Origin of the sequence: Gordonia sp. 852002-50816_SCH5313054-c, assembly GCF_001665925.1 — a bacterium.
Taxonomy (GTDB): domain Bacteria; phylum Actinomycetota; class Actinomycetes; order Mycobacteriales; family Mycobacteriaceae; genus Gordonia; species Gordonia jacobaea.
Map to the genome: position 1 here is coordinate 92,142 of NZ_LZTE01000075.1, position 23,105 is coordinate 115,246.

The window sequence follows — 23,105 nt, forward strand, 5'->3', positions numbered from 1 at the left end:
TATTTCTGTGGGCGACGTCATATCGACGCGCAAGGAACGTTCAGCGGAACGCCGTGACGTCGTATCGGGCGCAGACGAATCCCTGATTGCGCGCGAGGTCACGCAGTTCGAGGTCGCACCTCGCGGTGAACAGTGGACGCCCGGAGCCGAGCAGCACGGGCGCGATCGACACCACGAGTTCGTCGAGCATTCCCGACGCCCAGAACTGCGCGGCCAGGTCGCCACCGCCGACGATCCAGACGTCACGTCCGGCAGCGGCGTCGACCAGTGCAGCGCGATGATCCGCAGGCGACCCGGACACCACGCGGATGGTGTCGGCGACAGCAGTCAGGTCGCGCGTACTGAAGACGAACGTCGGGACCTCGTACGGCCACGGATTACCCTGTTCCACTTCATGTTCGACGAGCCACTCGTACGTGGTCGACCCCATCGCCAGGGCTCCGACGTCGCCGATGAACTCCGCGTAATTCATCGGACCGTCCTCGTCGATCGGCTGGCTGAGCAACCAATCGAGCGAGTCGGCCGTGTCGGCGAGGAAACCGTCGAGACTCGTGGCCGTGTAGAAGCGGAATCGCGTTGCCGCACTCATCGAGCACCTCCTACCCTGCAGTGTCGCATTCACCGCCGAGTACCGCTTCGATTCTGTTGGCACACACCTCGGGAAGCAGTCCGCCGAGCCCCATGGACCTGTCGAGGCGTATGAGCGGAAGTCCGAGCAGCAACGCGCTACTGATGAAGTGAAATGTCATGTGCTCAACCCGCCCACCAACCGCATCCTCGTAGCGGGCTATGGTCTCGGCGGCAGTGGGTACACCCGGCGATGGCGCGTGCCCCTCATGCGGGCTGCTGATCCAATCCGTGGTCAACATCCATGCAATGTCGGCCGCCTGATCTCCGAGGTATGCCATCTCCCAGTCGAGCGCCGCTACCGGCTCGAAGTCTCTGCCGAACAACAGATTCGACATTCGAGCGTCGCCCCAGCACAGGCCGATTCGACGTGGTTCGTAGAGATGGGCGTCAAGCCAGTCGAGCCCGCCCAGCAGTCCCGGATGAATGGGCTCACCCGCATACGCCCATTCGATAGACGTGCGCAGATAGCGCGCGAGGCCCTCAGGGCCCGGTGACGAATCGGTGTTCAGACGGAGGAAGCCCAGACGGTCTCGCCCGACATCGGCACGATGTATCCGCGCGATCATGTCCACGCAGCCGTTCCACAATCGAGCCCGGCCCGCATCGTCGGTGTCGGCAAAGATTCCCGCCTGATGATACGGAGGAACATCACCGACGGTGTAGACCGAATCGACGAAATCCATGACTAAGTACGGTGTTCCGAGATCGGCAGGGTCAGCCTCAAAGAAGCGCACCCGCGGCACCGGCACATCGGATTCGGTGAGCCGGTGCATCACACGGAACTGCTTTTCGAGGTCGTAGTCGGGCAGGATCGCCAGCCGGGGAGGTCGTCGCAGGACGTATCGCCGAGTGCGCGACCGTGTGTCCGGCTCGGCAACCCCGTCTACGGTCACGATGAACGTCTCCGTGGAATACCCCGTCTCCGTTCGCACACAGGAGATCACATCGGCCGACGCCGCCTCCGCAAGTCTCGCTCGAAGAATGGGAGTCAGCACCTCGGCCAGATCCGTTTCAGCGCAACGCTGTTCGACGTCGTGTTCCATACCGCTCACCATCCGGTGTAGCCGTAGCGCGGATACGCGCCGAGAAAGACCATCTCGACGAGCCCGTGGCCGACCTTGCCGTCCATCCGAACCTCACACAGCGTTTCGCTGAGCATCGAGGCCGGCCGGATCTCGTCGATCTCCAGAGTATTGACGGTGAAACTGTCGATGAAATCCGTTCCACGCCAATACCCGCTGGCATAGCCACGATAGTCGTCGTAGCCCGCGATACCTGGCCAAAAGTCGGTCAGCGGCTTGACTTCGATCTGAGAGCGAGAACGGTCGTCGCGAATGATCGAGAAACTACCTCCGCTCACGACACGCAGATCATCGCGGAAAGTCAGATCGTGCTCGACATCGATGAGGCGGCCGGGAGCGCGTTGGGTGTCACTCGGATACAGGAGCTCGCCCTCGAACTGGGTGCGACGCCCCGCGCTGTCCTCGCGCTGTGCGAAATGCACAAGCTGGTCGTCGAATTCGAAGATTCCCATGTAGTAGAGGACCCCGTCGGGGATCTCGGTGGGCTGTCGCTCCGGGCCCTCGGAGATGCTGCCGCCACCCCCGCCGTGACGCACACCCCACGAGTGGTCGCGGCCGAACCACCATTTCCGCGAATCGATCTCGATGCGCTCGTCCCCGATGGACAAGAATCCCTCGACCACACCATTCTGATAGAAGCGTCGTGCGTCCTCGAGCACGCGTCCACGACTGCGATGAAACGCCGGCGTCTGCTCATACGCGTCGAACCGACCACGTAGACTCAGATCCAGCGAGATTCCGGACTCGTTGGGCGCCAGACGAACTCGCACCGCACGCAGAGGCTCCTCGATCTCGTAGGTGAACGGTCCGATCTGGTAGACGCCGAGAGCTCCGGCACTCTCCGGCTGCAATTCGGTCGACATTCGAGCAACGTGCGCGGTGCCGTCTTTTCGGGTGACCATCGCGTAGGCATCCGTCACATTGCGATTGGGATATCTCGCCATCCCGGTCATGACATTGACGTCACCGGAAATATCGAAGCCGTACATGACGATCCGCTCGACCCAGCGCAGGTCGCTCTGACCGACATGGTCGAACGTCGTCGCCATTTGGTGGCACAGGATCTCATCGTGAGGAACAAGCAACGGTCACACCCTTCGTCGGATTATCGTTACATGCTGACACGTAATGTAACTACGAGGAGCCGCTTCCGATAGATTCGCTTCATGACGTCAGCGACCAGCGGCACCGGCCGCCCCCGCGATCCCGAGAAGGATCGTGCGGTGATCGCGTCGACCAAACAGCTACTGCTCGACGAGGGATATCGAGGCGCGACCGTCGCGGCGATCGCGCGCCACTCGGGGGTTGGTGCACCTACGATCTACCGGCGCTGGCCGCGTCGCGAGATGCTCATCGAGGATGCCGCCTTCAGGCAGACGGACAGCGTCTCGCTACCCGAGGACCAGGGTGATCTGAAAAGGAACCTTCGGGCATGGGCGACAGTGTTTCTCGCTACGCTCGCCGACCCCGTGACCCGAGCAGCCCTACCGGGCTTGATCTCCGACTATCAACAAGACCCGGAGTTGTACCAACGGCTCCTCGACCGTGCCGATTCGGGCGCACGAGCGGTATTCGTCGAGCGACTGGCTGTCCACGTAAGTGGTGATGATCCGGCCCAGGTCGAACAGAGACTCGACGTGGCATTCGACATCCTCGTGGGCCAGACGCTGCTGCAGGCTCTCACCTTCGGTGAGACCGGGCGCGACGAGTTCTGCGACCGCACAGCCCAAGCTCTGACCGCCATGCTGCTCTCGCAGACCTGGACCTGACGACTGCACCGCCACCCGATCCGAGGATCACCGAACCACTTCGCGATGCCCCGCATCGAGGCGTCGTGTCCAGCCGCGCTCGTCGAGGTGCTCGAGCAAGGGGATGGCGACGCGGCGCGTGGTGCCCAATGCCTTTCGGGCCTCGCTCGTCGTGAAGGGCTGATCAATAGCAGCCAGAACCCGCATCGCCAACGCAGGCGATCGAGGCGAGAGCACAACACCGTCACGTAACCGAAGTAGCCTGTCGAGGCGCTCGGCTGCCGCCAGTTGTTTGGGGCCGAGCCCGAGTGCGGCGAGGTCGTCGGCTTCCGGCGCGGCAAAGGCATCGTCGGCAAACCGACGCTCGAGTGCCGCGATGGCTTCCTCCGCATCGCCGAGTCCGCGCGCCACACCGGGTTTCGACAGGAACCCGCCCGCATGGTCCAGACCGGCGTCGGCGATGAGAGGCGCGACAAGCGCATCCGACGGTAGTCCGACGACGCCTCCCACGCTTGCGCGAGGCAAACCCTCTGCGAGCGAGTCTCGTTGATAGACAGCATCAACAGCGTCGCGGAGCCGTTCGACCCACTCCGCCCACGCCTGCTCGTCGACCCACCAGTCCCCGACAACGCGCACGCCCTCGGGCGGCGTTGCCTCGGCTCCGACGACACCGAGCCGTCGCAGATGCTCGACGGCTACGGCACCGCGACGCTCGACCTCACGTCGTGTGTCGCCTCGATCACTCATGCCCGACAACGCATCTGCTCGACGCGCCGCATCACCGCGACGCCGCAGGGGCGGTGGCTCCGCATCCACCACGACACCCCCACCGATCCGACCGCTGCCCGCGTCGCGGAGCACCAGTCGATCACCGAGAATCAGCGGAACGGCTCGCTCGAGCGTGATCCGCGCGTGGTCGGCGTCGAACGGGCGGAGCCGAACTCGCAGCGCGGCCGTGCCGACATGAACACTCAGAGCGCTTGGTACCGAGTCGAACTCAGGACCACTGACACGTCGAATGTCGACACAGTCGGTCAGCCGCCACACCCCGGGACTCAACAGCAGATCACCCCGCGCGACGTCCGACGCCGACACGTCGCGCAAGTTGATCGCCACCCGGCTCACCGGCCCGACACGTTCGCGCGGCGTGTTCTCACTCTGCACACCACGCACGGTGACCGATCGAATGCCTCGGCCCGTCAACACATCCAGCGTGTCACCACGTCCCACCGACCCGGCCGACAACGTCCCGGTGACCACGGCACCCGCACCTTTGATGGTGAACGCACGGTCGATCCAGAATCGAACGGGTGCGGCATCTGAGGGAAACGGGTTGCGCTGCAGCACGTCTGCGATCGTCTCGCGCAGCTCGTCGATCCCACGCCCCGTCAACGCCGAGGTGACGACGACAGGTGCGTCGGCGAGACCTGTCCCCGACAATTCGTCGCGTGCCTGCGCGACGACGTCGGAGATCCGCTCCGCGTCGGCGAGGTCTGCCCGCGAGATCACGAGCACGCCACGATCGATGCCGAGCGCGGCGATCGCATCGCGATGATCCGACGACTGCCTGCTCCACCCCTCGTCGGCAGCGACGACGAACGCCACCACGGGCGCCGGACCGATTCCCGCCAACATATTGCCGAGGAATCGCTCGTGACCCGGAACGTCGACGAATGCGATGTCGGCGCCGGATGGTGTTGCCATCCAGGCGAATCCGAGGTCGATCGTCAGTCCTCGACGTCGCTCTTCGGCCCAGCGGTCCGGTTCCATCGTCGTCAGGGCACGCACCAACGCACTCTTCCCGTGATCGACGTGCCCCGCCGTGGCGACGACGTACACCTCAGCCAGTCGCCCCCGACACGCGGACGACGCCGAGCGCATGCGCGACCGCTTCGGCGAGAATCTCGTCGTCCGTCTCCGGGATGCATCGCAGGTCGACGAGACATACGCCGTCGTGGACACGTGCGAGCACTGCGGGAGTGCCGACGCGCAACGCCTTGGCGGTCTGTTCCGGCAGCGCAATCGCCCAGCCGGGCAACGGAACTCCCGGAGCTCCTCCCCCGCCTACCCTGCCGTCGTGGGGCACCACGTTCACGCCTTCACCGACTCTTGCGGTGACCGCCTCGGCCCGCTGACGTAACCGCCCGTTGTCGGCGTGCAGGTACTCGGCCACCGGCGGCAGAGGTCCGACGAGCGTCGCCTCCATCGCCGCGAGGGCGAGCTTGTCGGCACGAACCGCCCGCGCGAGTGGATGTTTCGACAGTCGACCGACCAGATCGGCGTCGCCGAGCAGGATTCCGGCCTGCGGACCTCCGAGCAACTTGTCGCCGCTGGCGATCACCAGATCGGCGCCTGCGGCCAGCGCAGACGACGCGTCCGGTTCGTCGGGGAGCGCGGCGTCGGGGACGAGGAGTCCGCTCCCGAGGTCGGCGATGAGCGGAACGCCCTGGGAGGCCGTCAGTTCCGCCAGCTCGGCGATGGTCGCCTCCGCGGTGAATCCGCTGACCCGGTAGTTGCTCGGGTGGACCTTGAGTACGCAGCCGACGTCACCGTCTGCGAGTGCTGCGGCGTAGTCGCGCAGGTGTGTGCGGTTGGTGGTCCCGATCTCGCGCAGTCGCGCACCGGTCGACTCGATGAGGTCGGTGAGCCGAAAACCCGCGCCGATCTCGATCATCTCGCCGCGACTGATGACCACCTCGCGTCCGGCCGCGAGCGCGGTGGTGGCCAGCACCATCGCGGCAGCACCGTTGTTCACCATCAGGGCGTCGCCTGCGGCGGGACAGGCGCGCAGCAACGCCTCGCGGGTCGCGACGCCGCGACGCGAGCGCGTACCCGACTCCAGGTCGAGTTCGACGTCGACGTAGCCGCACGCATCGAGGACCGCATCGCGTGCGGCCGTCGACAACGGTGCTCGACCGAGGTTGGTGTGCACCACGACCCCCGTCGCGTTCAGCACCGACCGTCCGGTGCCGACGCGGCGTCGGACGAGTGTTTCCCGAATGACTCCCAGCACGTCGTCGGGATCGACGTCGCCTCGCCTGGCCGACTCCTGAACATCGCGGACGACGCCGCGGACGGCTTGCTCACCGAGTCGTCGTGCAGCCGTGGCGATCTCGGGATCGGCCAGCAGATGGTCGGTGCGCGGGATCCGCCGTCGGGGATCGGATCGGGTCACCGCGCCTCCTTCAAGAACAAGCTGTGGCGGAGGCGGACGGGAATCGAACCCGCCAGACCGAGATACTCGACCTCCTCGGTTTTGAAGACCGGGGGGCCCACCAGGAACCCAGACGCCTCCTCGGCGACCATACCGCCGATCTGGCATCACCCCTGCAATTACCCTCGGTGAGATGAGCACCGTCGAGACGAATCCGGATTCGCAGAGCCCGACGATCAGGTTGACCGGCTACGCCCACGGTGGCGGCTGTGCGTGCAAGATCCCGCCGGGCGAGCTCGAGGCCGCAGTCGCGGGGTTGACCGGCCAGAGCGGCGACAACATCCTGGTCGGCCTCGACGACGGCGACGACGCCGCAGCCGTACGCATCCGCGACGACCTCGCCGTCCTCTCCACCGCCGACTTCTTTACCCCTGTCGTCGACGACGCCTACGACTGGGGACGCATCGCAGCCGCGAACGCACTCTCCGACATCTACGCAATGGGCGGATCGCCCGTCGTCGCGATCAACCTCGTCGGCTGGCCGCGCGACCTTCTGCCGATGGAACTGATGACCGAGGTGCTGCGCGGCGGACTGGCCGTCGCAGCGCAGGCCGATTGCCCGGTGATCGGCGGCCACAGCATCGACGACCCCGAGCCGAAGTACGGCATGGCCGTCACCGGTGTCGCGTCGCCAGACGCGCTCATCCGCAATGACGCCGCGACCGTCGGACTGCCGATCACCCTGACCAAACCGATCGGCGTCGGGATGCTCAATAACCGGCACAAGCAGACCGGCGAAGTATTCGACGCCGCGATCGACGTCATGACAACACTCAACCGCGACGCCGCCGACGCCGCCCTCGCTGCAGGTGTCCGCGCGGGCACCGACGTCACCGGATTCGGATTGCTCGGGCACCTCCACAAACTGACGAGGGCCTCGGGGGTGCGCGCGGTGATCGACGCTTCTGCCGTCCCCCTGGTCGACGGCGCCCGCGACGCGCTCGACGACGGATACGTCTCGGGCGGAACTCGCCGCAATCTCGACTGGGTTCGCGACCACCTCGACGTCGGACGCGGTGTCGACGAGAACGACCTCCTGATGCTCGCCGACGCCCAGACGTCCGGCGGGCTGCTGCTGGTCGGCGAAGTACCCGGATACCCGATCATCGGCGAGATCGTTGCAGTTGCAGGGACTGAAACGCCAGGTTCCGGGATCGACATTCGCTGACACTGACCCCCTGGCGCTCTATTGTTTCTACACACGTCGAGTCCGAGGGGGAGACGGGTGCAGCGTCGCAGCGCTATCGCGGTCTCGGAATGGCTGCGTGACTCAACGCCACTGCAGTGGCGCGTCGCACTCTTCGATCAACTCGGAAATGCACCCCTCAAACGGCTCGTGTTGTCGCTGGGCGCGGCCCTGTTGGGATTCGCCTCAGCGGCCGCTGCCGCGTCGTCGAGCTCGGGGTTTTCGCCCCTCGTCGAGAACATTCTGCTGGTCACAGCCGTCGTCGCCGCGACGCTGGTCCTCCGGTGGTGGCTGCTTCCGCTGCCGACACGAACCGAAAGCCTTCTGGTACTGGTGTTCGCCGACGCCGTGATCGCAACCGCATGCTTTGGGCATCACGACCGCATGCTCGGCATCGCAGGCGTCACCCTTTTCTCGATCATGAGCGCATTCGCGGTGTTCTTCTGCACGCCACGGTCACACATCCTGCACGCGACATTCGCGTCCGCAGTCATTGTGAGTTTGATCACGTTGGTGGCTATCGACGACGGGCGGCCGATGCTGTTGGTGGCCATGTCCAAGGGCATCGCCCCCCTTGCCCTGGTGGCACTGATCATGCCCTCGATGCACTACTTCTTCTGGGTTCTGGGCACCAACGCCATGGACGCCGGCACCGATCCGCTGACGCGCTTGGCCAATCGGCGAGGCCTTACGCGATACGTCGGTGGGCTCGACAACTCAGCCCGAACGGTCTCGGTGATCATCATCGACATCGACGGATTCAAGGCGATCAACGACACCCACGGCCACCAGGTCGGCGACCTGGTGCTCGTGCGCGTGGCAGGTCGGATCATGGAGGCGTGTCATCGGCTGGCAGGCATCCGCAATGTCATCGCCTCGCGAACCGGCGGCGAGGAGTTCGCCGTGATTCTCGACGACGACCTGCGCACCGCCCGTTCGCTTGCCGAGCGCATCCGCATCGGCGTCGCAGCCGACACCTCACCGTCGGTGACCGTCAGCGTCGGAATCAGCGTCACCTCACCGGACGTCAAGGCGAACGTCGACCGACTCCTCGAAGACGCCGACGCCGCCATGTACCTCGCGAAACGACAGGGCGGGAATCGCGTGGTGGTGGCGCCGTCCAACGACCACCGACCACTGGCCCGACACGCTCGGCGCGAACGCCACGACGCGATCAGTCCGCAGTCGTGATCGAGTCGTCGGTGAATCCGGCGGCGCGGCGAGCGGCGAGGCGTCGCTTCTGCGGTTCGATCGTGTAGCGCGGGTCCTTCGCCGACTCGATGCCCGCGTGGAACACACCGAACCTGGTACAGGCCGACGCCGCGAGCAAGGCGAGTCCCGACGCGGCTGACGCGACCCGCGAACGACCACTGAGCAGTGTGCCCACTCCCCCGATGACCGCCAGGCGTTCTGCCCAGCGCATCAGCGTGCCTGCCTTGCCGTGGTGGAGCGGTTCTGCGGCAATCGGATCCATGCGCGCTTCCATGACGCGGGTGGCCGCCACATCGCCCACCACGCCGAGCACGGCCAGCGTCCGTGCCGGGCCCACCTCGTCGAGCGGTGTGGTGACCAGGGCCAGTCCGCTCGCCGCGAGACTTGCCGAGCTGACGAAGACAAAGGGCAGGTCGCGGTGCATCGCGTTCCACGTCGGTGTGGCCGTATCGCCCAGCAGCGCCGCGGTGTACACGGCGAGCAGCGGCCCCATCGCGCCGCCGACGAGTCCCGCCGGCGCCTCCACGACGTGCAGAACAGTACGCAACGGTCCGAGCGGAAGTCTTTCTCGGAGAAGCCGATCCACTTCCGCCGCGGCCGCGACCCCGATGCCGCCGGAGAAGCCGGACAGTATCCATGACCCGACGCTCATCGGCGACGTCACCTTGAAGGTGCGCAGCATGTTGTAGAACCGATCGGGTCGGCCCAGGTCGGCGATGAGCGCAACCCCACCCAGCCCGGCCGCGGCGAGACCACTGAGACGGGCGTTGCGGCGCAACACTTCTCGCCCCGTGAACTGTGCACCCGCCGCGAGTACTCCCGACCCACCCGCGACGCCACCGAGGAACAGGTACGCCGCGACCTTGTCGTCCCACGGCGCAGGCTTGACCACGTTGTGTCCGTAGTAGCCCTCGACGTCGACCTTCTCGAACTCGACGTCGGGCACCATCGACATCTCGCGCGCGCCGTCGCCCTGGCCGAACAAGCCGCGTCGACGACCCTTGCCGCCCTTGCGCTTTCGGCGACCGGGCTCGGGCGGGCGCAGCGAATCGTAGTCGGAGGTCATCGCTTTCTGCCGGTCAGGAACGAGACCGCCGCCGCGGCAACCATTCCGAGGGCGGCAGCGCCCGCTCGTCGGTACATGGTGGGGAGGTCGGCCGTGCACACGCGTGGGTCCGGCGGAAGGCCGTAGACCTCGGGCTCGTCGAGGAGAAGGAACACCGACCCGGTGCCGCCGACTCCGTCGTTGGAATTCGCCCCATAGAGCCGGGCTTCGGTCATCCCCTGCGCGTGTAGTTGCTCGACGCGTTCGCGCGCGGTGTCGACCATGTCGTCGTGATCGCCGAACTTGATCGACGTCGTCGGGCAGGTCTTGGCGCATGCGGGCGTCTCGTCGTCGACGAGTCGGTCGTAACAGAGCGTGCACTTCTGTGCCACACCACGTCTGGGCACTGGAGGCTGCTCGCCCTTGCGCTGCCCCTCGCGCGTCGTCGGCTCGACGGTGCCGTCGGATCGACGTTCGACGACGCCGAAAGGGCAACCTGCGACACAGGTTCCGCACCCGTTGCACACGTCGTGCTGCACGACGACCGTCCCGAACTCCGTGCGGAACAACGCGCCGGTCGGGCACACGTCGAGACAACCCGCGTGCGTGCAGTGCTTGCAGACGTCCGACGACATGAGCCAACGGAACTCGGGCGTGTCGGGCGGGGTGGTGTCCACGGCGTCGGGAATCGTGGCGTCGGCCGAGATAGTACCCCCGGGCATCGTCGGCATCCCCAAACCGACCAGGGCACGGCCGGATTCGCGTGCCTTGTCGATGCGGTCGCGGTCCTGCTCGATGAATGCGACGTGTCGCCACGTACTCGCACCGAGCGCGACGGTGTTGTCGTACGACATGCCCGTCAGCTCGAGGTCGCCGTCACGTGGGTTCTGGTTCCATTCCTTGCACGCGACCTCGCATGCCTTGCAGCCGATACAGATCGACGTGTCGGTGAAGAACCCCTTGCGCGGACGTTCGGCGTCGCCCCAGTGCGCGTCTGCACTGGGATCGGTGGGACCGGACAGTTGATGACTCATCTCGCACTCCTCACCATCGGGTGAACCCCTCTCCGTCCGCATCATCGGAATCGGTTGGCGGATAGATTGTCTCGTGCTCGGGATCGGTGATGCGCACGTTGTCGGTCTCGGGTGTCACGCCTGCGCGCTGCTGGTAGTCGTGCACCAGGTCGAGTAGCGCCTGCCCGTGAGGTCGACGCCCCGCGATCACCTCACACGACCCGACCTTGGACTCCTGGATCTGGACGTTGGGGTCGAGCGTGACACCGATCAGGTCGTTCGCGGCGTCGCCACTGACGACGGCGTCGCTGCCGACGCCCCAGTGATAGGGCAGACCGACCTGATGGACGTCACGTCCGTTGATACGCAACGTCTTCACCCGATCGGTGACCAGTACACGTGCCTCGATGGCCGCGCGCGGCGAGATGATCGTCGCCCAACCCTCGTTGACCAGCCCGCGTTCGGCGGCGAGTGCCGGGGAGACCTCGCAGAACATCTCCGGTTGCAGCTCGGCGAGATACGGCGACCAGCGACTCATCCCGCCCGCGGTGTGGTGCTCGGTGAGGCGGTAGGTGGTGAACACATACGGGTAGACGTCGACGCCTTCGTCTCCCGCGCTCGGAGCGTCGAGATTGTCGTTACGCGCGAACATGATTCGTGCGGGGGCCTGCTGCTGCGGGTACAACGCGTTGGCGACCGGCGACTCCTGCGGCTCGTAATGCGCGGGCAGCGGGCCGTCGACGAGCCCCTTGGGCGCGAAAAGCCAACCCTTGCCGTCGGATTGCATGATGAACGGGTCGTCGCCCGCGAGTCCCTCAGCTCCCCCGAGATCGGGATCGGGGCGGGCATCGGGCGCCTTGTCGACCGGGAAGTCGGGCACGTCGTCGCCAACCCACTTGCGCGCCTGTGCATCCCACCAGATGTAGCGCTTGCGCTCGCTCCACGGTTTGCCCTCGGGGTCGGCGGAGGCGCGGTTGTAGAGAATTCGACGATCCGCCGGCCACACCCAGCCCCACTCGTGCTGGCTCACCGAGTCGCCGCCGTGCGGTACCCGCCGCGCGGCCATGTTCGTCGCGTGCGCATAGATGCCGGTGTAGATCCAGCAGCCGCCCGCCGTCGAACCGTCGGCCTTCATCTGCGTGTAGCTGGTGAGATTCTCGCCCGCGTGCTCGCCAGATGTGAAGTAGCCGTTGATCTCCGAGAGCACCGACTCCGGTTCGGGGTTGCCGTGCTCGTCGAGCGGGTAGTCCCATGTCATGTCGAGGAGCGGTCGGTCGCGCGGGTCGTCGGAGTCGGCCAGCCGCGCGCGGATGCGCTGCCCGAGTTCGTAGAAGAAGTCGAGTTCGCTCTGCGCCTGTCCCGGCGGCGCAACCGCCTGATGCCGCCACTGCACCATGCGTTGGGTCTGGGTGAACGAGCCGGCCTTCTCGACGTGCGTTGCTGCAGGCATGAAGAAGATCTCGGTACCGATGTCTTCTGTGCGCAATTCGCCGGAGGCGATCTCGGGTCCCTCCTTCCACCAGGTCGCCGACTCGATCATGTTGAGGTCACGCACCACCAGCCACTTGAGATGGCTCATCGCCAGGCGCTGCTGTCTGCCGTTGGCCGATCCGACGGCAGGGTTCTGGCCGAGTACGAAGTAGCCCTCGACCTCGTCGTCGAGCATCGACACGGTGGTCTGATATGTGCCGGCGGGCCCGTTCAACCTGGGCAGGTAGTCGTAGCACCAGTCGTTGTCGGCAGTGGCGGCGTCGCCGAACCACGCCTTGAGCAGGCTCACCATGTAGGTGTCGGCGTATGCCCAATACCCCTTCTGTTGTGGCGATCCGACGCCCGCGAGGTACTCGTCGAGAGTGTCGTGCTTGCCAACCGACGGCATCGGCAGATAGCCGGGAAGCAGGTTGAACAGGGTCGGGATGTCGGTGGAACCCTGGATGCTCGCGTGTCCGCGCAGCGCCATGATGCCGCTGCCGGGGCGACCGACGTTGCCGAGCAACAACTGCAGGATCGCCGCGGTACGGATGAATTGGGCGCCGAGGGTGTGCTGCGTCCAACCGGTCGCATAGCCGAAACACGTTGTGCGGTCACGGCCGGAGTTGTCGGCGATCGACTCGGCGAGGTAGGTGAACTCCTCGACCGAGATCCCGCACATGTCGCGGACCATCTCCGGCGTGTACCGGGAGAAGTGGCGTTTGAGGACCTGGAAGACCGTGCGCTCATCGGTCAACGAGTCGTCGCGGAGCACGTTCGCGTGTTCGAGAGGCGGACCGCCCGAACCGTGCTGGTCGCCTGCCGCACGCGCCGCTGCCGTCTCGCCGTGCTCGTCGCCGCCTGGCGATTCGATACCGGGCGATTCGATGCCGCCGCTGTCCTCTGCGTCGGCGTAGGCCCACGTCGACGGGTCGTACTGTCCGGTCTCGGGGTCGAAGCCGGAGAACAGTCCGCCGAGGTCCTCGGTGTCGCGGTACTCGTCGTTCACGATCGTCGCGGCGTTGGTGTACGCGACGACGTACTCACGGAAGTACCGCTCGTGGGTGAGCATGTAGTTGATCAGCCCACCGAGCAGCACGACGTCGGAGCCGACACGGATCGAGATGTGCTTGTCGGCGTTGGCCGACGTCCTGGTGAACCGCGGGTCGACATGGATGACCCGCGCACCACGCGAGCGCGCCTCAACCACCCACTGGAAGCCGACCGGGTGCGCCTCGGCCATGTTGCCGCCGATGAGCACGATGCAGTCGGAGTTCGCCATGTCCTGCAGTGATTGCGTTGCGCCGCCGCGTCCGAATGAAGCTCCCAAACTGGGAACGGTTGCGGAGTGTCATATGCGCGCCTGGTTCTCGATCTGGATCGCGCCCGCCGCGGTGAAGAGCTTCTTGATCAGATAGTTCTCTTCGTTGTCCAGGGTCGCGCCGCCGAGCGATGCGATGCCCATGGTGCGTCGGAGTACGCGCCCCTGCTCGTCGGTGTCCTGCCAGGTTCGACGACGCGACTCGACGAAGCGGTCGGCGATCATGTCGATGGCGGTATCGAGATCGAGGTCTGTCCACTCGGTCGCGTACGGCGCGCGGTAGCGAATGGTGCGCTGCCGCATCGGATTGTTGACCAGTTGCTCGCTCGACGCGCCCTTGGGGCAGAGGCGTCCGCGCGAGATCGGCGAGTCGGGATCGCCCTCGATCTGGATGACGCGTTCGTCCTTGACGTAGACCTTCTGCCCGCAGCCGACTGCGCAGAACGGGCAGACGCTCTGCACCACGCGGTCGGCGGTGGCGGTCCTCGGTTCGGTTGCGCGGGTGCGCGCCGACTGCACGGCCGGACCGCGGCCGAACTTGTCGCCGGTGCGTAACTGCCGGAAGACCGGCCACTCCAATGGGCTGAAGGAGGGCACGTAATAGACCCTACGTCAGATTGCACCCTTGTCGGGGTCACCCGCGGGCACGGCGTCGAACGTCTTGATGTCGAGCGGTGCGGCGAGCAGATCGTTCAGCGCTGCGCCGAGTTCGGCGAGGGCGGCTCCCTTGCCGTGCGTAGCCAGGGCGTCGAACGACTCCCACTTCTCGATCATCACCAGATCGGTGCCATCGCCGGTGGCCTCGTGCAGTGAGTACAGCTGGCAACCCGGCTCGGTCTGCACCTTGGGGACCGCCGCGATCACTGCCTCGCGCACCGCTGCCTCCTGTCCGGGCTTCGGCGATAGCGTTGCGACGACGATGACGGGCGACATATGCACTCCTACTTGGGGTTCCGCGCCCAGTTGGATTTCCGGGCGCACTCAACGCTACGGGCGGCAATGGCTCACGTCCCGAATTTCAACGGAACTCAGATCTCAGACAGCGAAGGTTCGTTGCGCTCGCACCTATTTCGAGCTTCCAGTGGTCTCGATGATGTTCACTTCAACCTCTGGAGCAGTCACGCTCCCACCTACTGTGGTGTCATATGTCTTCGAGCCTTTGACTACTATCCACATGGTGACGAGGTCGTCCTCTACGATGTCGACAAAGGTTGCTGCGCCGGCTTTGGCGATTGTGTTGATATTCATCTCGTAATAGTCGACTTGCGCGCCATCCGTATCTGCGCGGATCGTCGAAGACCCCATCGCCGCGTCAGCCTGAGTGACGTGGCCATAGATCACGTATTTTTCGCCCACGTGGGAGTCCGGGTTCTTGGCGACGAGTTGCCAACCACGCGAATCAGTAGCTTGGTAGGTCGACTTGTCGAGATCTGCGGCCCGTTGCTGCTCCATTTCACGCTGAGCCGACTGGGCTGCTGCGGCCTCCCTGGACTGCTCGGCGGGGTCGACTGTTGTCGACTGAGCAGCGCCAGAGGATGCACGGTTGGTCTTGTTCGCCCCTTTGTCAGATGCGGCTACCGATACGGCGACGGCGACCACGACTACCAGCGCAACTGCACACAGCGCCCCTATCAGGTACCAGATCTTCCGAGAATTTTTCTCCTTGGTCGCCACCGGCGGGGGCGCGACGCTGGAAGTCGGATCAATCCCCGGCGCTTCAGCAGTCCCCGGCGGCTCTGAGGGAGTGTGCGTATCCGTTGTCCATTTGTGGCCGTCCCACCATCGGTAGCGACCGCTACGCGGACTCTCCGGGTCGGGATACCAGTCGGGCGGCGGAGTAGGCGTGGTCATCGTGATCTCCTTCAGACTCGCGGACTGCACGCGCGCGAGAAATGCGATCACTGTAACTGCTGGTCAGGACCGGTGACGCTCCTGGCGAGAAATCTGGCACAGACTTGCACAAGATTTCAAATCTGCGCTCCTTGTAGGAGATTCGGCCTCAGATGGAACGTCGGATGGCGTCAGTTGCCGCTTACGAGCACCGGGGATTCGAGCGCGACGGCGTCGACCGCCGCGACGAAAGGCGGCAGGAAGTTCTCGACGCCGATCACGCAGCAGGCGTGGCCGCCGTCGACGTCGAATCGGCGTGCACCGGGGATGCCGTCGACGAGAAGTTGCTGACGCTCGGGTTCGACGGTGTGATCCCTCGTCGACACGACGACAGAGGTGGGCACGTCGATGTCGCGCAGCCACGAGCTGGAGTCGAAGTTGCCAAGACCCTCGCCGAAATCGCCCGCGTGCGAGAGCGGCGTCGAGAGGAACTGCTTGGTGGCCCAGATGCTCGTGTGTTTCGCCGGGCGGTCGAGGCTGGCGTCGGACGGGCGGGGCAGCGACTCGTAGATCGGGCGCAGGATTCGTCCGATACGGGCGTCGCGGTCGCGCCGGTGCGGATCGCGTTCGCTGAAGAACGGCCCGGTCGAGCACAGCACGAGTCCTGACACCCTGCGCGGGTGTCGACGCCAGACGAGCTGTGCGATGCCGCCGCCCATCGAGAAGCCCGCAGCGGTGAACCGGTCGATGCCGAGAACGTCGGCGAGCGCGACGACGTCGTCGGCGCAGTCGCGCAGATCGAAACCCTCGGCCTGAATGCCTCGGCCGTGCCACCGCTGATCAAGTGTGATGACCCGATACCGACCGTTGAGCTGCGGAATCGACGGATACCAACAGAGAAGGCCGGTGGTGAGCACCGAGTGCAGCAGGAACACCGCCGGCGCGTCTTTCGGCCCGGAATCGGTGACGTAAGTCGTTCCGCGGCCGGGCAATTCGACATGCCGCCCGGCGGGAAGGTCGCGTACCGGGTAGGGCGTCGCAACGTGACGAACGCCGCGCACGATCCGCTGAATCGACGACGGCGTCGAAGCCTCGGTTGTCGGGGAAACGTCTGCACTCACCCGGTCAACGGTACGCGCCCACGCTGCGGGTTCGCTGAATTCGGCGCGTCAACGAATGTTCGTGCTGAACAGGTGCCGTTCGTCGGCTAGGTGGCAACGTGAGACCCTTGTCACATGATCGACGTCGATCGCCCGAAGATCGAGGGCTCCGTAGCTGTCGGAACGCACGCAACTGACCGCACGAAACGACGAATGGGGTTCGCCGAGTTCGGTTCGGCGTCCGGACGCCCGATCCTGTGGTTCCACGGCACGCCGGGTGCTCGTCGACAGATCCCGCTCGAAGCCCGCGAGTACGCCGCTGCCCGCGGAGTGCGGCTCATCGGTATCGACAGGCCGGGTGTCGGATCGTCGACGGCCCACCCCTACGACTCCGTGCGGGACTTCTGCGCCGACCTCACCGACGTCCTCGACGCGCTCGGCATCGACGATTTCGGTGTCATCGGCGTCTCCGGCGGCGGCCCGTACGCGCTGGCCGTCGCGCACGAGTTCGGTCCACGCGTCCACGTCGCCGGAATCGTCGGCGGCGTGGCCCCGACCGTGGGACCGGAGGCGATCGGCGGTGGCGCGGTCGCGTTGGCACGCCGCGCCGCACCCGTCCTACCCGTCCTCGGGGCACCCGTCGGGCAGGTGATCAGCACCGCACTGCGCTTCGTACGGCCGATCGCCGAACCCGCGATCCTGCTCTACGGCAGGCTCTCCCCCGCCGCCGACCGCGAGTTGCTCAGCCGCCCGGAGTTCCGCGCGATGTTCCTCGACGACCTCCTCAGCGGCGGGTCGCATCGCATGGAGGCACCGTTCAACGACGTCCGGGTGTTCTCCCGCGACTGGGGCTTCTCGGTCAGCGACGTCTCCACCCCGGTGCGCTGGTGGCACGGGGACCGCGACCACATCGTCCCCTACGCGCACGGCGAGCACGTGGTCTCGCTCCTGCCCGACGCCAAGCTGTTCAGCCTGCACGGCGAGAGCCATCTGAGCCTGTTCGGGATGTCGACCGACGTGATGGACGAACTGCTCGCCGTCTGGGACCAGGCGACGGTTGCGCCGCCGAGCCCCGCGGGCGAGTAGGACCAGAAAAGTTCACCTCATCTGTGTCGATTTACCTTCGGCAGTGCCGAAGGTGGCGTGCAACAGATGAGGTGGATTTTCGGCATTTAGCCACATAGGGGTTTCCTCACGGGCTGTGAGTCGACGGGTGTTTGTGGCGCTCGGTTGCGCCGTGGTCGGATCAGATGATGAGTACGTCGATCGTGGTCACCGGCCATCGCCAGCGCGAGGCCTGGGTGCGTAAGGAGATGCCGCCCGTCGAAGAGGTCCGGCCGGGCCTCTGGTCGATTCCGGTTCTCATTCCCGAGAACCCGCTGCGCTACATCCTCGTCTACGCATTGGCGACGGCAGACGGTCGGCTCGCGCTCATCGACACCGGCTGGAACACCGACACGGGCTGGAAGATGCTCGTCGACGGAATCCATTCCACCGGACACGACCTCGCCGACGTCTCGCACGTCTTCGTCACCCATCTGCACCCCGACCACTTCGGACTCGTCCCGCGCCTGCTGGAGCACACCGACCCGCAACTCGCGATGCACAACGCCGATGCCCGTCACCTGCGGTTTCACAGCGAGGAAGAACTCGCGGGCGAGTTCGTAGCCGCTCAGGAGGACCTGCGTGTCCTGGGCGCTCCGACCGACGTCGCCGACACCGGCCTCCTCGAATTCGTCCGGCTCCCGGGAGGTCGCACGATGGACGTCGAACTCGACGACGACGTTCCGCTGAACGTTCCCGGGTGGAATCTGCGTGCGGTGTGGACCCCCGGCCATACGGCGGGACACCTGTGCTTCGCCGACGACGACGCGGGCGTCATCTTCACCGGCGATCATCTGCTCCCCCGGATCAGCCCGAATGTCTCGACCAATCCGTTCCAGACGCCGAGCCCGCTGGCCGACTACCTGACGTCGCTCGCGCGCACCGAGCACATCGGCGACCTCGAGGCCATGCCCAGTCACGAGTACCGGTTCCGCGGGCTCGCCGATCGGGTGACCGATCTCCTGTCGCACCACGAGGAGCGACTCACCGAGATCGCCGAGGCGATCTGGAACCAGCCGGGCGCCACAGCGTGGGACGTCACCCGCGCTGTCACGTGGTCTCTCCCGTTCTCCGACCTGTCGATTCCCCTGTCCCGCGTGGCATTGCGAGAGACCAACGCGCACCTTTTGGTACTGGAAGCGCGCGGCATCATCTCGTCGACGGGCCACGAGCCGGTGCGCTGGACGGTCACCGACACCCGACCCGCCGATCACAGCATCGAATCCGCGACGATCGAATCCGCAACCACGAGAGGAACTCTGCGATGACCCCGGTACGCACCGAATTCGCCGACGGCGTAGCCGTTTTCACCATCGACCGCCCGGAGGCGCGCAACGCCGTCAATCAGGAGGTCGCGCAGCAACTCGCCGCAGCGATGGACGAGTTCGAACGTCGCGACGACATCACGATCGGCATCCTCACCGGGGCGGGTGGAACCTTCTGTGCCGGTATGGATCTCAAAGCGTTTACCCGTGGTGAGCTGCCCAGCGTCGAGGGTCGTGGCTTCGGCGGTATCGCCTCCGCTCCCCCGAGCAAACCACTCATCGCGGCCGTCGAGGGTTGGGCGCTGGCGGGCGGGTGCGAACTGGCGCTCTCGGCCGACCTGATCGTCGCCGCCGACGACGCGAAGTTCGGTCTGCCGGAGGTCAAGCGCGGACTCGCGGCCGCAGCGGGCGGTCTGCTACGACTCCCCAAGATCCTGCCCTATCAACTCGCCATGGAGATCGCACTCACCGGCGATCCGATCACCGCCGCCCGCGCCCACGAGTTCGGTCTGGTGAACACCCTGACGCCGTCGGGTGGGGCACTCGACGGCGCGCGTGAACTCGCCGCGCGGATCGCCGCGAACGGCCCTCTGGCGGTGCGTGCCACCAAGCAGGTCGTCAGCATGGCGATCCGCTACACCGACCCCGATCTGTTCGCGGCGCAGCGCGGCATCCTCGATCCCGTCTTCGTCTCCGACGACGCGCAGGAAGGCGCCCGCGCCTTTGCCGAGAAGCGCGCACCGAAGTGGACCGGCCACTGATCGAGGTACCCCCTCGCCTACGATCGAGAGGTGGACCTGCACCTTGCCACCTATTTCGTCGCGGTCATCGATCACGGCGGTATCACCAAGGCTGCGCAGGCGCTCTACATCTCCCAGCCGTCGCTGTCGCAGGCGATTCGTACGCTCGAACGCAAGCTCGGCGTCACGCTGTTCGACCGCACGGGGCGTCGACTCGAACTCACCGAGGCGGGCGCACGCGTCGAGGTGATCGCGCGGCGCGTCCTCGCCGATGTCGAGCGAGCACGTCTACGAGTCGGCGCCGTCCGCGAATTACGTTCCGGGACAGTGGATATCGTCACCGAATCCGCGTTCGCCGTCGCACCCCTCGTCGCGATCGTGCGTGATTTCCGTGCCCGCTTCGACAAGGTGATCGTGCGAATCCTCGCCGCCGACGGTCCCGCGGGCATCCTCGCGTCGCTACGCAGCGGGCGAGCCGAGATCGGACTGATCGATTCCACCGCCGACCATTCCACCTTCGTATTCACTCCGCTGGGCACACAGGAACTCGTCCTTGCCGCATCGCCATCGCTGAGCGTCGACGCCGACGAGGGTGTTGTCGCACGCGAGTCCGTCCGGTCGCTGCCACTGCTGCTCGACCTCTCCGATCCGTCGACCGGGGGTCTTCTCGCCGACATCATCTCCGACGGCGCGCGCAACGTGATGGTCGACTGCTCGCACCCGCCGACCATCCGCGAGTTGGTCACCCGCGCCGTCGGCGCGACCATTGCACCGCGGGAGTCGGTCGCCGAGCAGATCCCGGACGCCACGACCTACAGCCTGGACCCTCCGCTACGACGAGACTTCGGTCTGATCATGCGCTCGGGCCAACCGTCGCCCGCCGCAGCGGCCTTCGTCGCCGTTGCACGCCAGACATGCGGCGCCCCAACACGAGTCGACGACTCGGTCTTCGAGTAACCCGTGGAACTGCGCCAGATCGAGTACTTCCTCGCCGTGGTCGAGCACGGCGGCATCGGCGGGGCGTCGGTGTCGCTCGGCGTGACACAACCGACGGTGTCCCAGGCGCTGCGCGCACTCGAACGTGAGCTCGGGGTGCAGTTGTTTCACCGGATCGGCCGCGGGATGGTGCCGAGCGCTGCCGGACGTGCACTCGTCGGCTCGGCGCGACAGATCGTGCGCGACGTCGAGTCGGTCGACGACGCGCTTGCCGTCGGCAGTGATCAGATCACCGGACGGGTGGAGATACTCGCCTCACCGTTCGCCGACGGTGCCACGATCGCCGAGGTGGTCGCGGCATTCGTCGACGCGCACCCCACCGCCACCATTCGGGTGGGTGAGCTCGACGACGAATCACTCGCAGCAGCAGTGATCGAGGAGGGACGCTGCGACTTCGTCGTCACGCATCTCCACCCCGTCGAGACGGCGGTCGACGACGCTCTCGAGGTGATCGTGCTCGGCGAGCAGGAGTTCTGGCTCGTCTGTCCGTCGGGCACCGTCCTGCCCGACGGTCCGATCGACATCGCCGACCTCCCCCACATCCCGATGGTGTTCGTTCCGCGCGGCGGGACAGTCGCCGACGAGATCGAGAGCGCCATGCGCGAAGCGGGCGTGCGGCCACCGATCGCGGTGCTCGCCGAAGACCGCGAAGAGCGACTACCCATGGTGCTGGCAGGAATCGGCGCGACGTTGCTCGAACGCCGTGTCGCGCAATCGGTTGCCGATCGCACCACCGTGCGGCCGGTTCGACCGCGATTCGTCCGCAACTTCGCGCTCATGTACGACCCGACGGCGTTGTCGGTCGCCGCACAGGCTTTCGTCGACGTCGTCAGCGCCCGGAGCTGATGAGTTCGGGGCTGATGAGCTCGTAGATGGTGGCGTTGGCCATGCCACCGGCTTCGCACATCGTCTGCAGTCCGTAGCGAATACCGTTGTCCCGCATGTGATGCGCGAGGCGCGTGGCAAGGATGGCACCGGAACCCCCGAGTGGATGGCCGACGGCGATCGCCCCGCCGAGCGGGTTGAGTGCCTTCTCCGCCGCGCCCGTGTCGATCTGCCAGGCCAGCGGCACCGGCGCGAAAGCCTCGTTGACCTCGAACGCGCCGATCTCGTCGATCGAAAGTCCCGACCGCTCAAGCGCTTTGGCCGTCGCGGGGATCGGCCCCGTGAGCATGATGACCGGATCGTCGGCTGCGACGACGGTGGTGTGAATCCGCACCAGCGGCACCAGACCGTGGGCCGCAGCGGTCTCGCTCGACATCACCAGCAGTGCGCCCGCGCCGTCGGAGATCTGTGATGCGTTGCCCGCGTGAATGACGCCGTTCTCGTCGAAGACCGTCCGGAGTGCGCCGAGTGACTCCAGTGAACCGCCGCGTCGAATTCCCTCGTCACCCTCGAGCACACCGGGCAACGTAGCGAGCTGGGCGTCGAATGCACCCGAATCGGTTGCTGCGGCTGCGAGTTCGTGTGATCGAAGCGCGTACTCGTCGAGTTGAGTGCGGCTCAGTCCCCACCGTCGTGCGACCTCTTCTGCCCCGATGCCCTGACTGAAACGGTCGACGCCGAAGCGGTCGAGGACGGTTGCCGGCTGGCTCTCCCCGTTGGGCGCCGCCGTACCCATCGGCACGCGACTCATGGACTCGACTCCGCCCGCCACGACGACGTCGAGTTGTCCGGAGATCACTGCGGCCGCGGCCATCGCCAGCGCCTGCTGACTGGACCCGCACGCCCGTGTGACCGTGGTTCCCGGGACCGTTGTCGGCCACCCCGCGGCCAGCACCGCCGTACGTGCGATGTTTCCCGCCTGCTCGGAATGTTGGCTCACGCAACCCCACATGACGTCGTCGATGATCGCGGGGTCGATCCCGGTACGTTCGACGAGTGCTTCGAGCACGTGCGCCGAGAGGTCAGCGGGATGGATGCCGGCCAACGCGCCATTTCGGCGTCCGATAGGGGTGCGCACCGCGTCGACGATCACTGCATCTGTCATGCATTCGAGCCGACCACTTCTCACCCGGTGACCACAAGTAGATTCGCGTTCACGGACCCATAGCCGCGACCTATCCTGATTCGCCCAGTCCCCCTGACGTCTCTACACATTGACTCGCCCTATCGGTGTGTTAGCCGATCCGGCCGTTCCTTCCGGGTA

Annotated in this window: 20 protein-coding genes and 1 tRNA gene; 8 read left to right on the forward strand and 13 right to left on the reverse strand. The window is 66.0% G+C overall.

What is annotated here, in order from left to right; genetic code table 11:
• Positions 1 to 40: 40 nt before the first annotated feature.
• From A5788_RS19430 to A5788_RS19440, 3 genes are read right to left on the reverse strand one after another with little or no spacing between them, the layout of a single operon-like run.
• Positions 41 to 589 (reverse strand): dihydrofolate reductase family protein, encoded by a 549-nt coding sequence (locus A5788_RS19430; RefSeq protein WP_049697783.1) that lies wholly within the window; start codon positions 587 to 589, stop codon positions 41 to 43.
• Positions 590 to 599: 10 nt separating this feature from the next.
• Complete coding sequence (locus tag A5788_RS19435) at positions 600 to 1,673, reverse strand: phosphotransferase family protein (RefSeq protein ID WP_049698061.1); 1,074 nt, start codon at positions 1,671 to 1,673, stop codon at positions 600 to 602.
• Positions 1,674 to 1,678: 5 nt separating this feature from the next.
• Positions 1,679 to 2,797 (reverse strand): hypothetical protein, encoded by a 1,119-nt coding sequence (locus tag A5788_RS19440; protein ID WP_049697782.1) that lies wholly within the window; start codon positions 2,795 to 2,797, stop codon positions 1,679 to 1,681.
• An 81-nt stretch (positions 2,798 to 2,878) separates the two neighbouring features.
• Between A5788_RS19440 and A5788_RS19445 the strand changes: the two genes are divergently transcribed.
• Entirely contained in the window at positions 2,879 to 3,481 is a 603-nt protein-coding gene (locus A5788_RS19445) for a TetR/AcrR family transcriptional regulator (protein WP_049697781.1), read from the forward strand.
• A gap of 27 nt (positions 3,482 to 3,508) precedes the next feature.
• On the opposite strand, the gene selB is transcribed toward A5788_RS19445, so the two are convergent.
• From selB to A5788_RS19460, 3 genes are all read right to left on the reverse strand, one after another.
• Positions 3,509 to 5,299 (reverse strand): selenocysteine-specific translation elongation factor, encoded by a 1,791-nt coding sequence (gene selB, locus A5788_RS19450; protein WP_049698060.1) that lies wholly within the window; start codon positions 5,297 to 5,299, stop codon positions 3,509 to 3,511.
• A gap of 1 nt (position 5,300) precedes the next feature.
• Positions 5,301 to 6,635, reverse strand: coding sequence for an L-seryl-tRNA(Sec) selenium transferase (selA, locus tag A5788_RS19455; protein ID WP_049697780.1), 1,335 nt, complete (start codon positions 6,633 to 6,635; stop codon positions 5,301 to 5,303).
• A gap of 24 nt (positions 6,636 to 6,659) precedes the next feature.
• Positions 6,660 to 6,755, reverse strand: a tRNA-Sec gene (locus A5788_RS19460).
• Between the two features lie 52 nt (positions 6,756 to 6,807).
• On the opposite strand from A5788_RS19460, the gene selD reads away from it, so the two are divergent.
• Both selD and A5788_RS19470 read left to right on the forward strand, forming a co-directional pair.
• Positions 6,808 to 7,842: a selenide, water dikinase SelD gene (gene selD, locus A5788_RS19465; RefSeq protein ID WP_049697779.1), complete on the forward strand. Its 1,035-nt coding sequence runs from the start codon at positions 6,808 to 6,810 to the stop codon at positions 7,840 to 7,842.
• A 57-nt stretch (positions 7,843 to 7,899) separates the two neighbouring features.
• The gene (locus A5788_RS19470; RefSeq protein ID WP_049697778.1) at positions 7,900 to 9,051 is read left to right on the forward strand and encodes a GGDEF domain-containing protein; all 1,152 of its coding nucleotides are present in this window, start codon (positions 7,900 to 7,902) and stop codon (positions 9,049 to 9,051) included.
• Here A5788_RS19470 and nrfD read toward each other — a convergent pair.
• The 6 genes from nrfD to A5788_RS19505 all read right to left on the reverse strand — a co-directional run bounded on the left by nrfD (position 9,035) and on the right by A5788_RS19505 (position 16,812).
• Positions 9,035 to 10,138 carry an NrfD/PsrC family molybdoenzyme membrane anchor subunit gene (nrfD, locus tag A5788_RS19475; RefSeq protein ID WP_064866251.1) on the reverse strand — a complete coding sequence of 368 codons (1,104 nt, stop codon included), beginning with the start codon at positions 10,136 to 10,138 and terminating at the stop codon, positions 9,035 to 9,037. The genes A5788_RS19470 and nrfD overlap by 17 nt on opposite strands.
• Positions 10,135 to 11,151 (reverse strand): 4Fe-4S dicluster domain-containing protein, encoded by a 1,017-nt coding sequence (locus A5788_RS19480; protein WP_049697776.1) that lies wholly within the window; start codon positions 11,149 to 11,151, stop codon positions 10,135 to 10,137. The genes nrfD and A5788_RS19480 overlap by 4 nt, the downstream gene beginning before the upstream one ends.
• Before the next feature lie 10 nt (positions 11,152 to 11,161).
• Entirely contained in the window at positions 11,162 to 14,518 is a 3,357-nt protein-coding gene (gene fdh, locus A5788_RS19485) for a formate dehydrogenase (RefSeq protein ID WP_197494556.1), read from the reverse strand.
• A 15-nt stretch (positions 14,519 to 14,533) separates the two neighbouring features.
• Complete coding sequence (locus A5788_RS19495) at positions 14,534 to 14,854, reverse strand: putative quinol monooxygenase (RefSeq protein ID WP_049697773.1); 321 nt, start codon at positions 14,852 to 14,854, stop codon at positions 14,534 to 14,536.
• Positions 14,855 to 14,986: 132 nt separating this feature from the next.
• The gene (locus A5788_RS19500) at positions 14,987 to 15,772 is read right to left on the reverse strand and encodes a DUF2510 domain-containing protein (protein WP_064866269.1); all 786 of its coding nucleotides are present in this window, start codon (positions 15,770 to 15,772) and stop codon (positions 14,987 to 14,989) included.
• Positions 15,773 to 15,942: 170 nt separating this feature from the next.
• Positions 15,943 to 16,812 (reverse strand): alpha/beta fold hydrolase, encoded by an 870-nt coding sequence (locus A5788_RS19505; protein WP_082938034.1) that lies wholly within the window; start codon positions 16,810 to 16,812, stop codon positions 15,943 to 15,945.
• Between the two features lie 174 nt (positions 16,813 to 16,986).
• On the opposite strand from A5788_RS19505, the gene A5788_RS19510 reads away from it, so the two are divergent.
• The 5 genes from A5788_RS19510 (at position 16,987) to A5788_RS19530 (ending at position 21,802) form a co-directional block, all read left to right on the forward strand.
• Positions 16,987 to 17,937, forward strand: a complete 951-nt coding sequence (locus A5788_RS19510) for an alpha/beta fold hydrolase (protein WP_049697771.1) — start codon at positions 16,987 to 16,989, stop codon at positions 17,935 to 17,937.
• A gap of 167 nt (positions 17,938 to 18,104) precedes the next feature.
• Positions 18,105 to 19,223 carry an MBL fold metallo-hydrolase gene (locus A5788_RS19515; RefSeq protein ID WP_197494562.1) on the forward strand — a complete coding sequence of 373 codons (1,119 nt, stop codon included), beginning with the start codon at positions 18,105 to 18,107 and terminating at the stop codon, positions 19,221 to 19,223.
• Entirely contained in the window at positions 19,220 to 19,981 is a 762-nt protein-coding gene (locus A5788_RS19520) for a crotonase/enoyl-CoA hydratase family protein (protein ID WP_049697769.1), read from the forward strand. The genes A5788_RS19515 and A5788_RS19520 overlap by 4 nt, the downstream gene beginning before the upstream one ends.
• Before the next feature lie 30 nt (positions 19,982 to 20,011).
• Complete coding sequence (locus A5788_RS19525; protein WP_049697768.1) at positions 20,012 to 20,917, forward strand: LysR family transcriptional regulator; 906 nt, start codon at positions 20,012 to 20,014, stop codon at positions 20,915 to 20,917.
• A gap of 3 nt (positions 20,918 to 20,920) precedes the next feature.
• Positions 20,921 to 21,802 carry a LysR family transcriptional regulator gene (locus A5788_RS19530; RefSeq protein ID WP_049697767.1) on the forward strand — a complete coding sequence of 294 codons (882 nt, stop codon included), beginning with the start codon at positions 20,921 to 20,923 and terminating at the stop codon, positions 21,800 to 21,802.
• On the opposite strand, the gene A5788_RS19535 is transcribed toward A5788_RS19530, so the two are convergent.
• Positions 21,786 to 22,946 (reverse strand): thiolase family protein, encoded by a 1,161-nt coding sequence (locus A5788_RS19535; protein ID WP_049697766.1) that lies wholly within the window; start codon positions 22,944 to 22,946, stop codon positions 21,786 to 21,788. The genes A5788_RS19530 and A5788_RS19535 overlap by 17 nt on opposite strands.
• Positions 22,947 to 23,105: the final 159 nt, after the last annotated feature.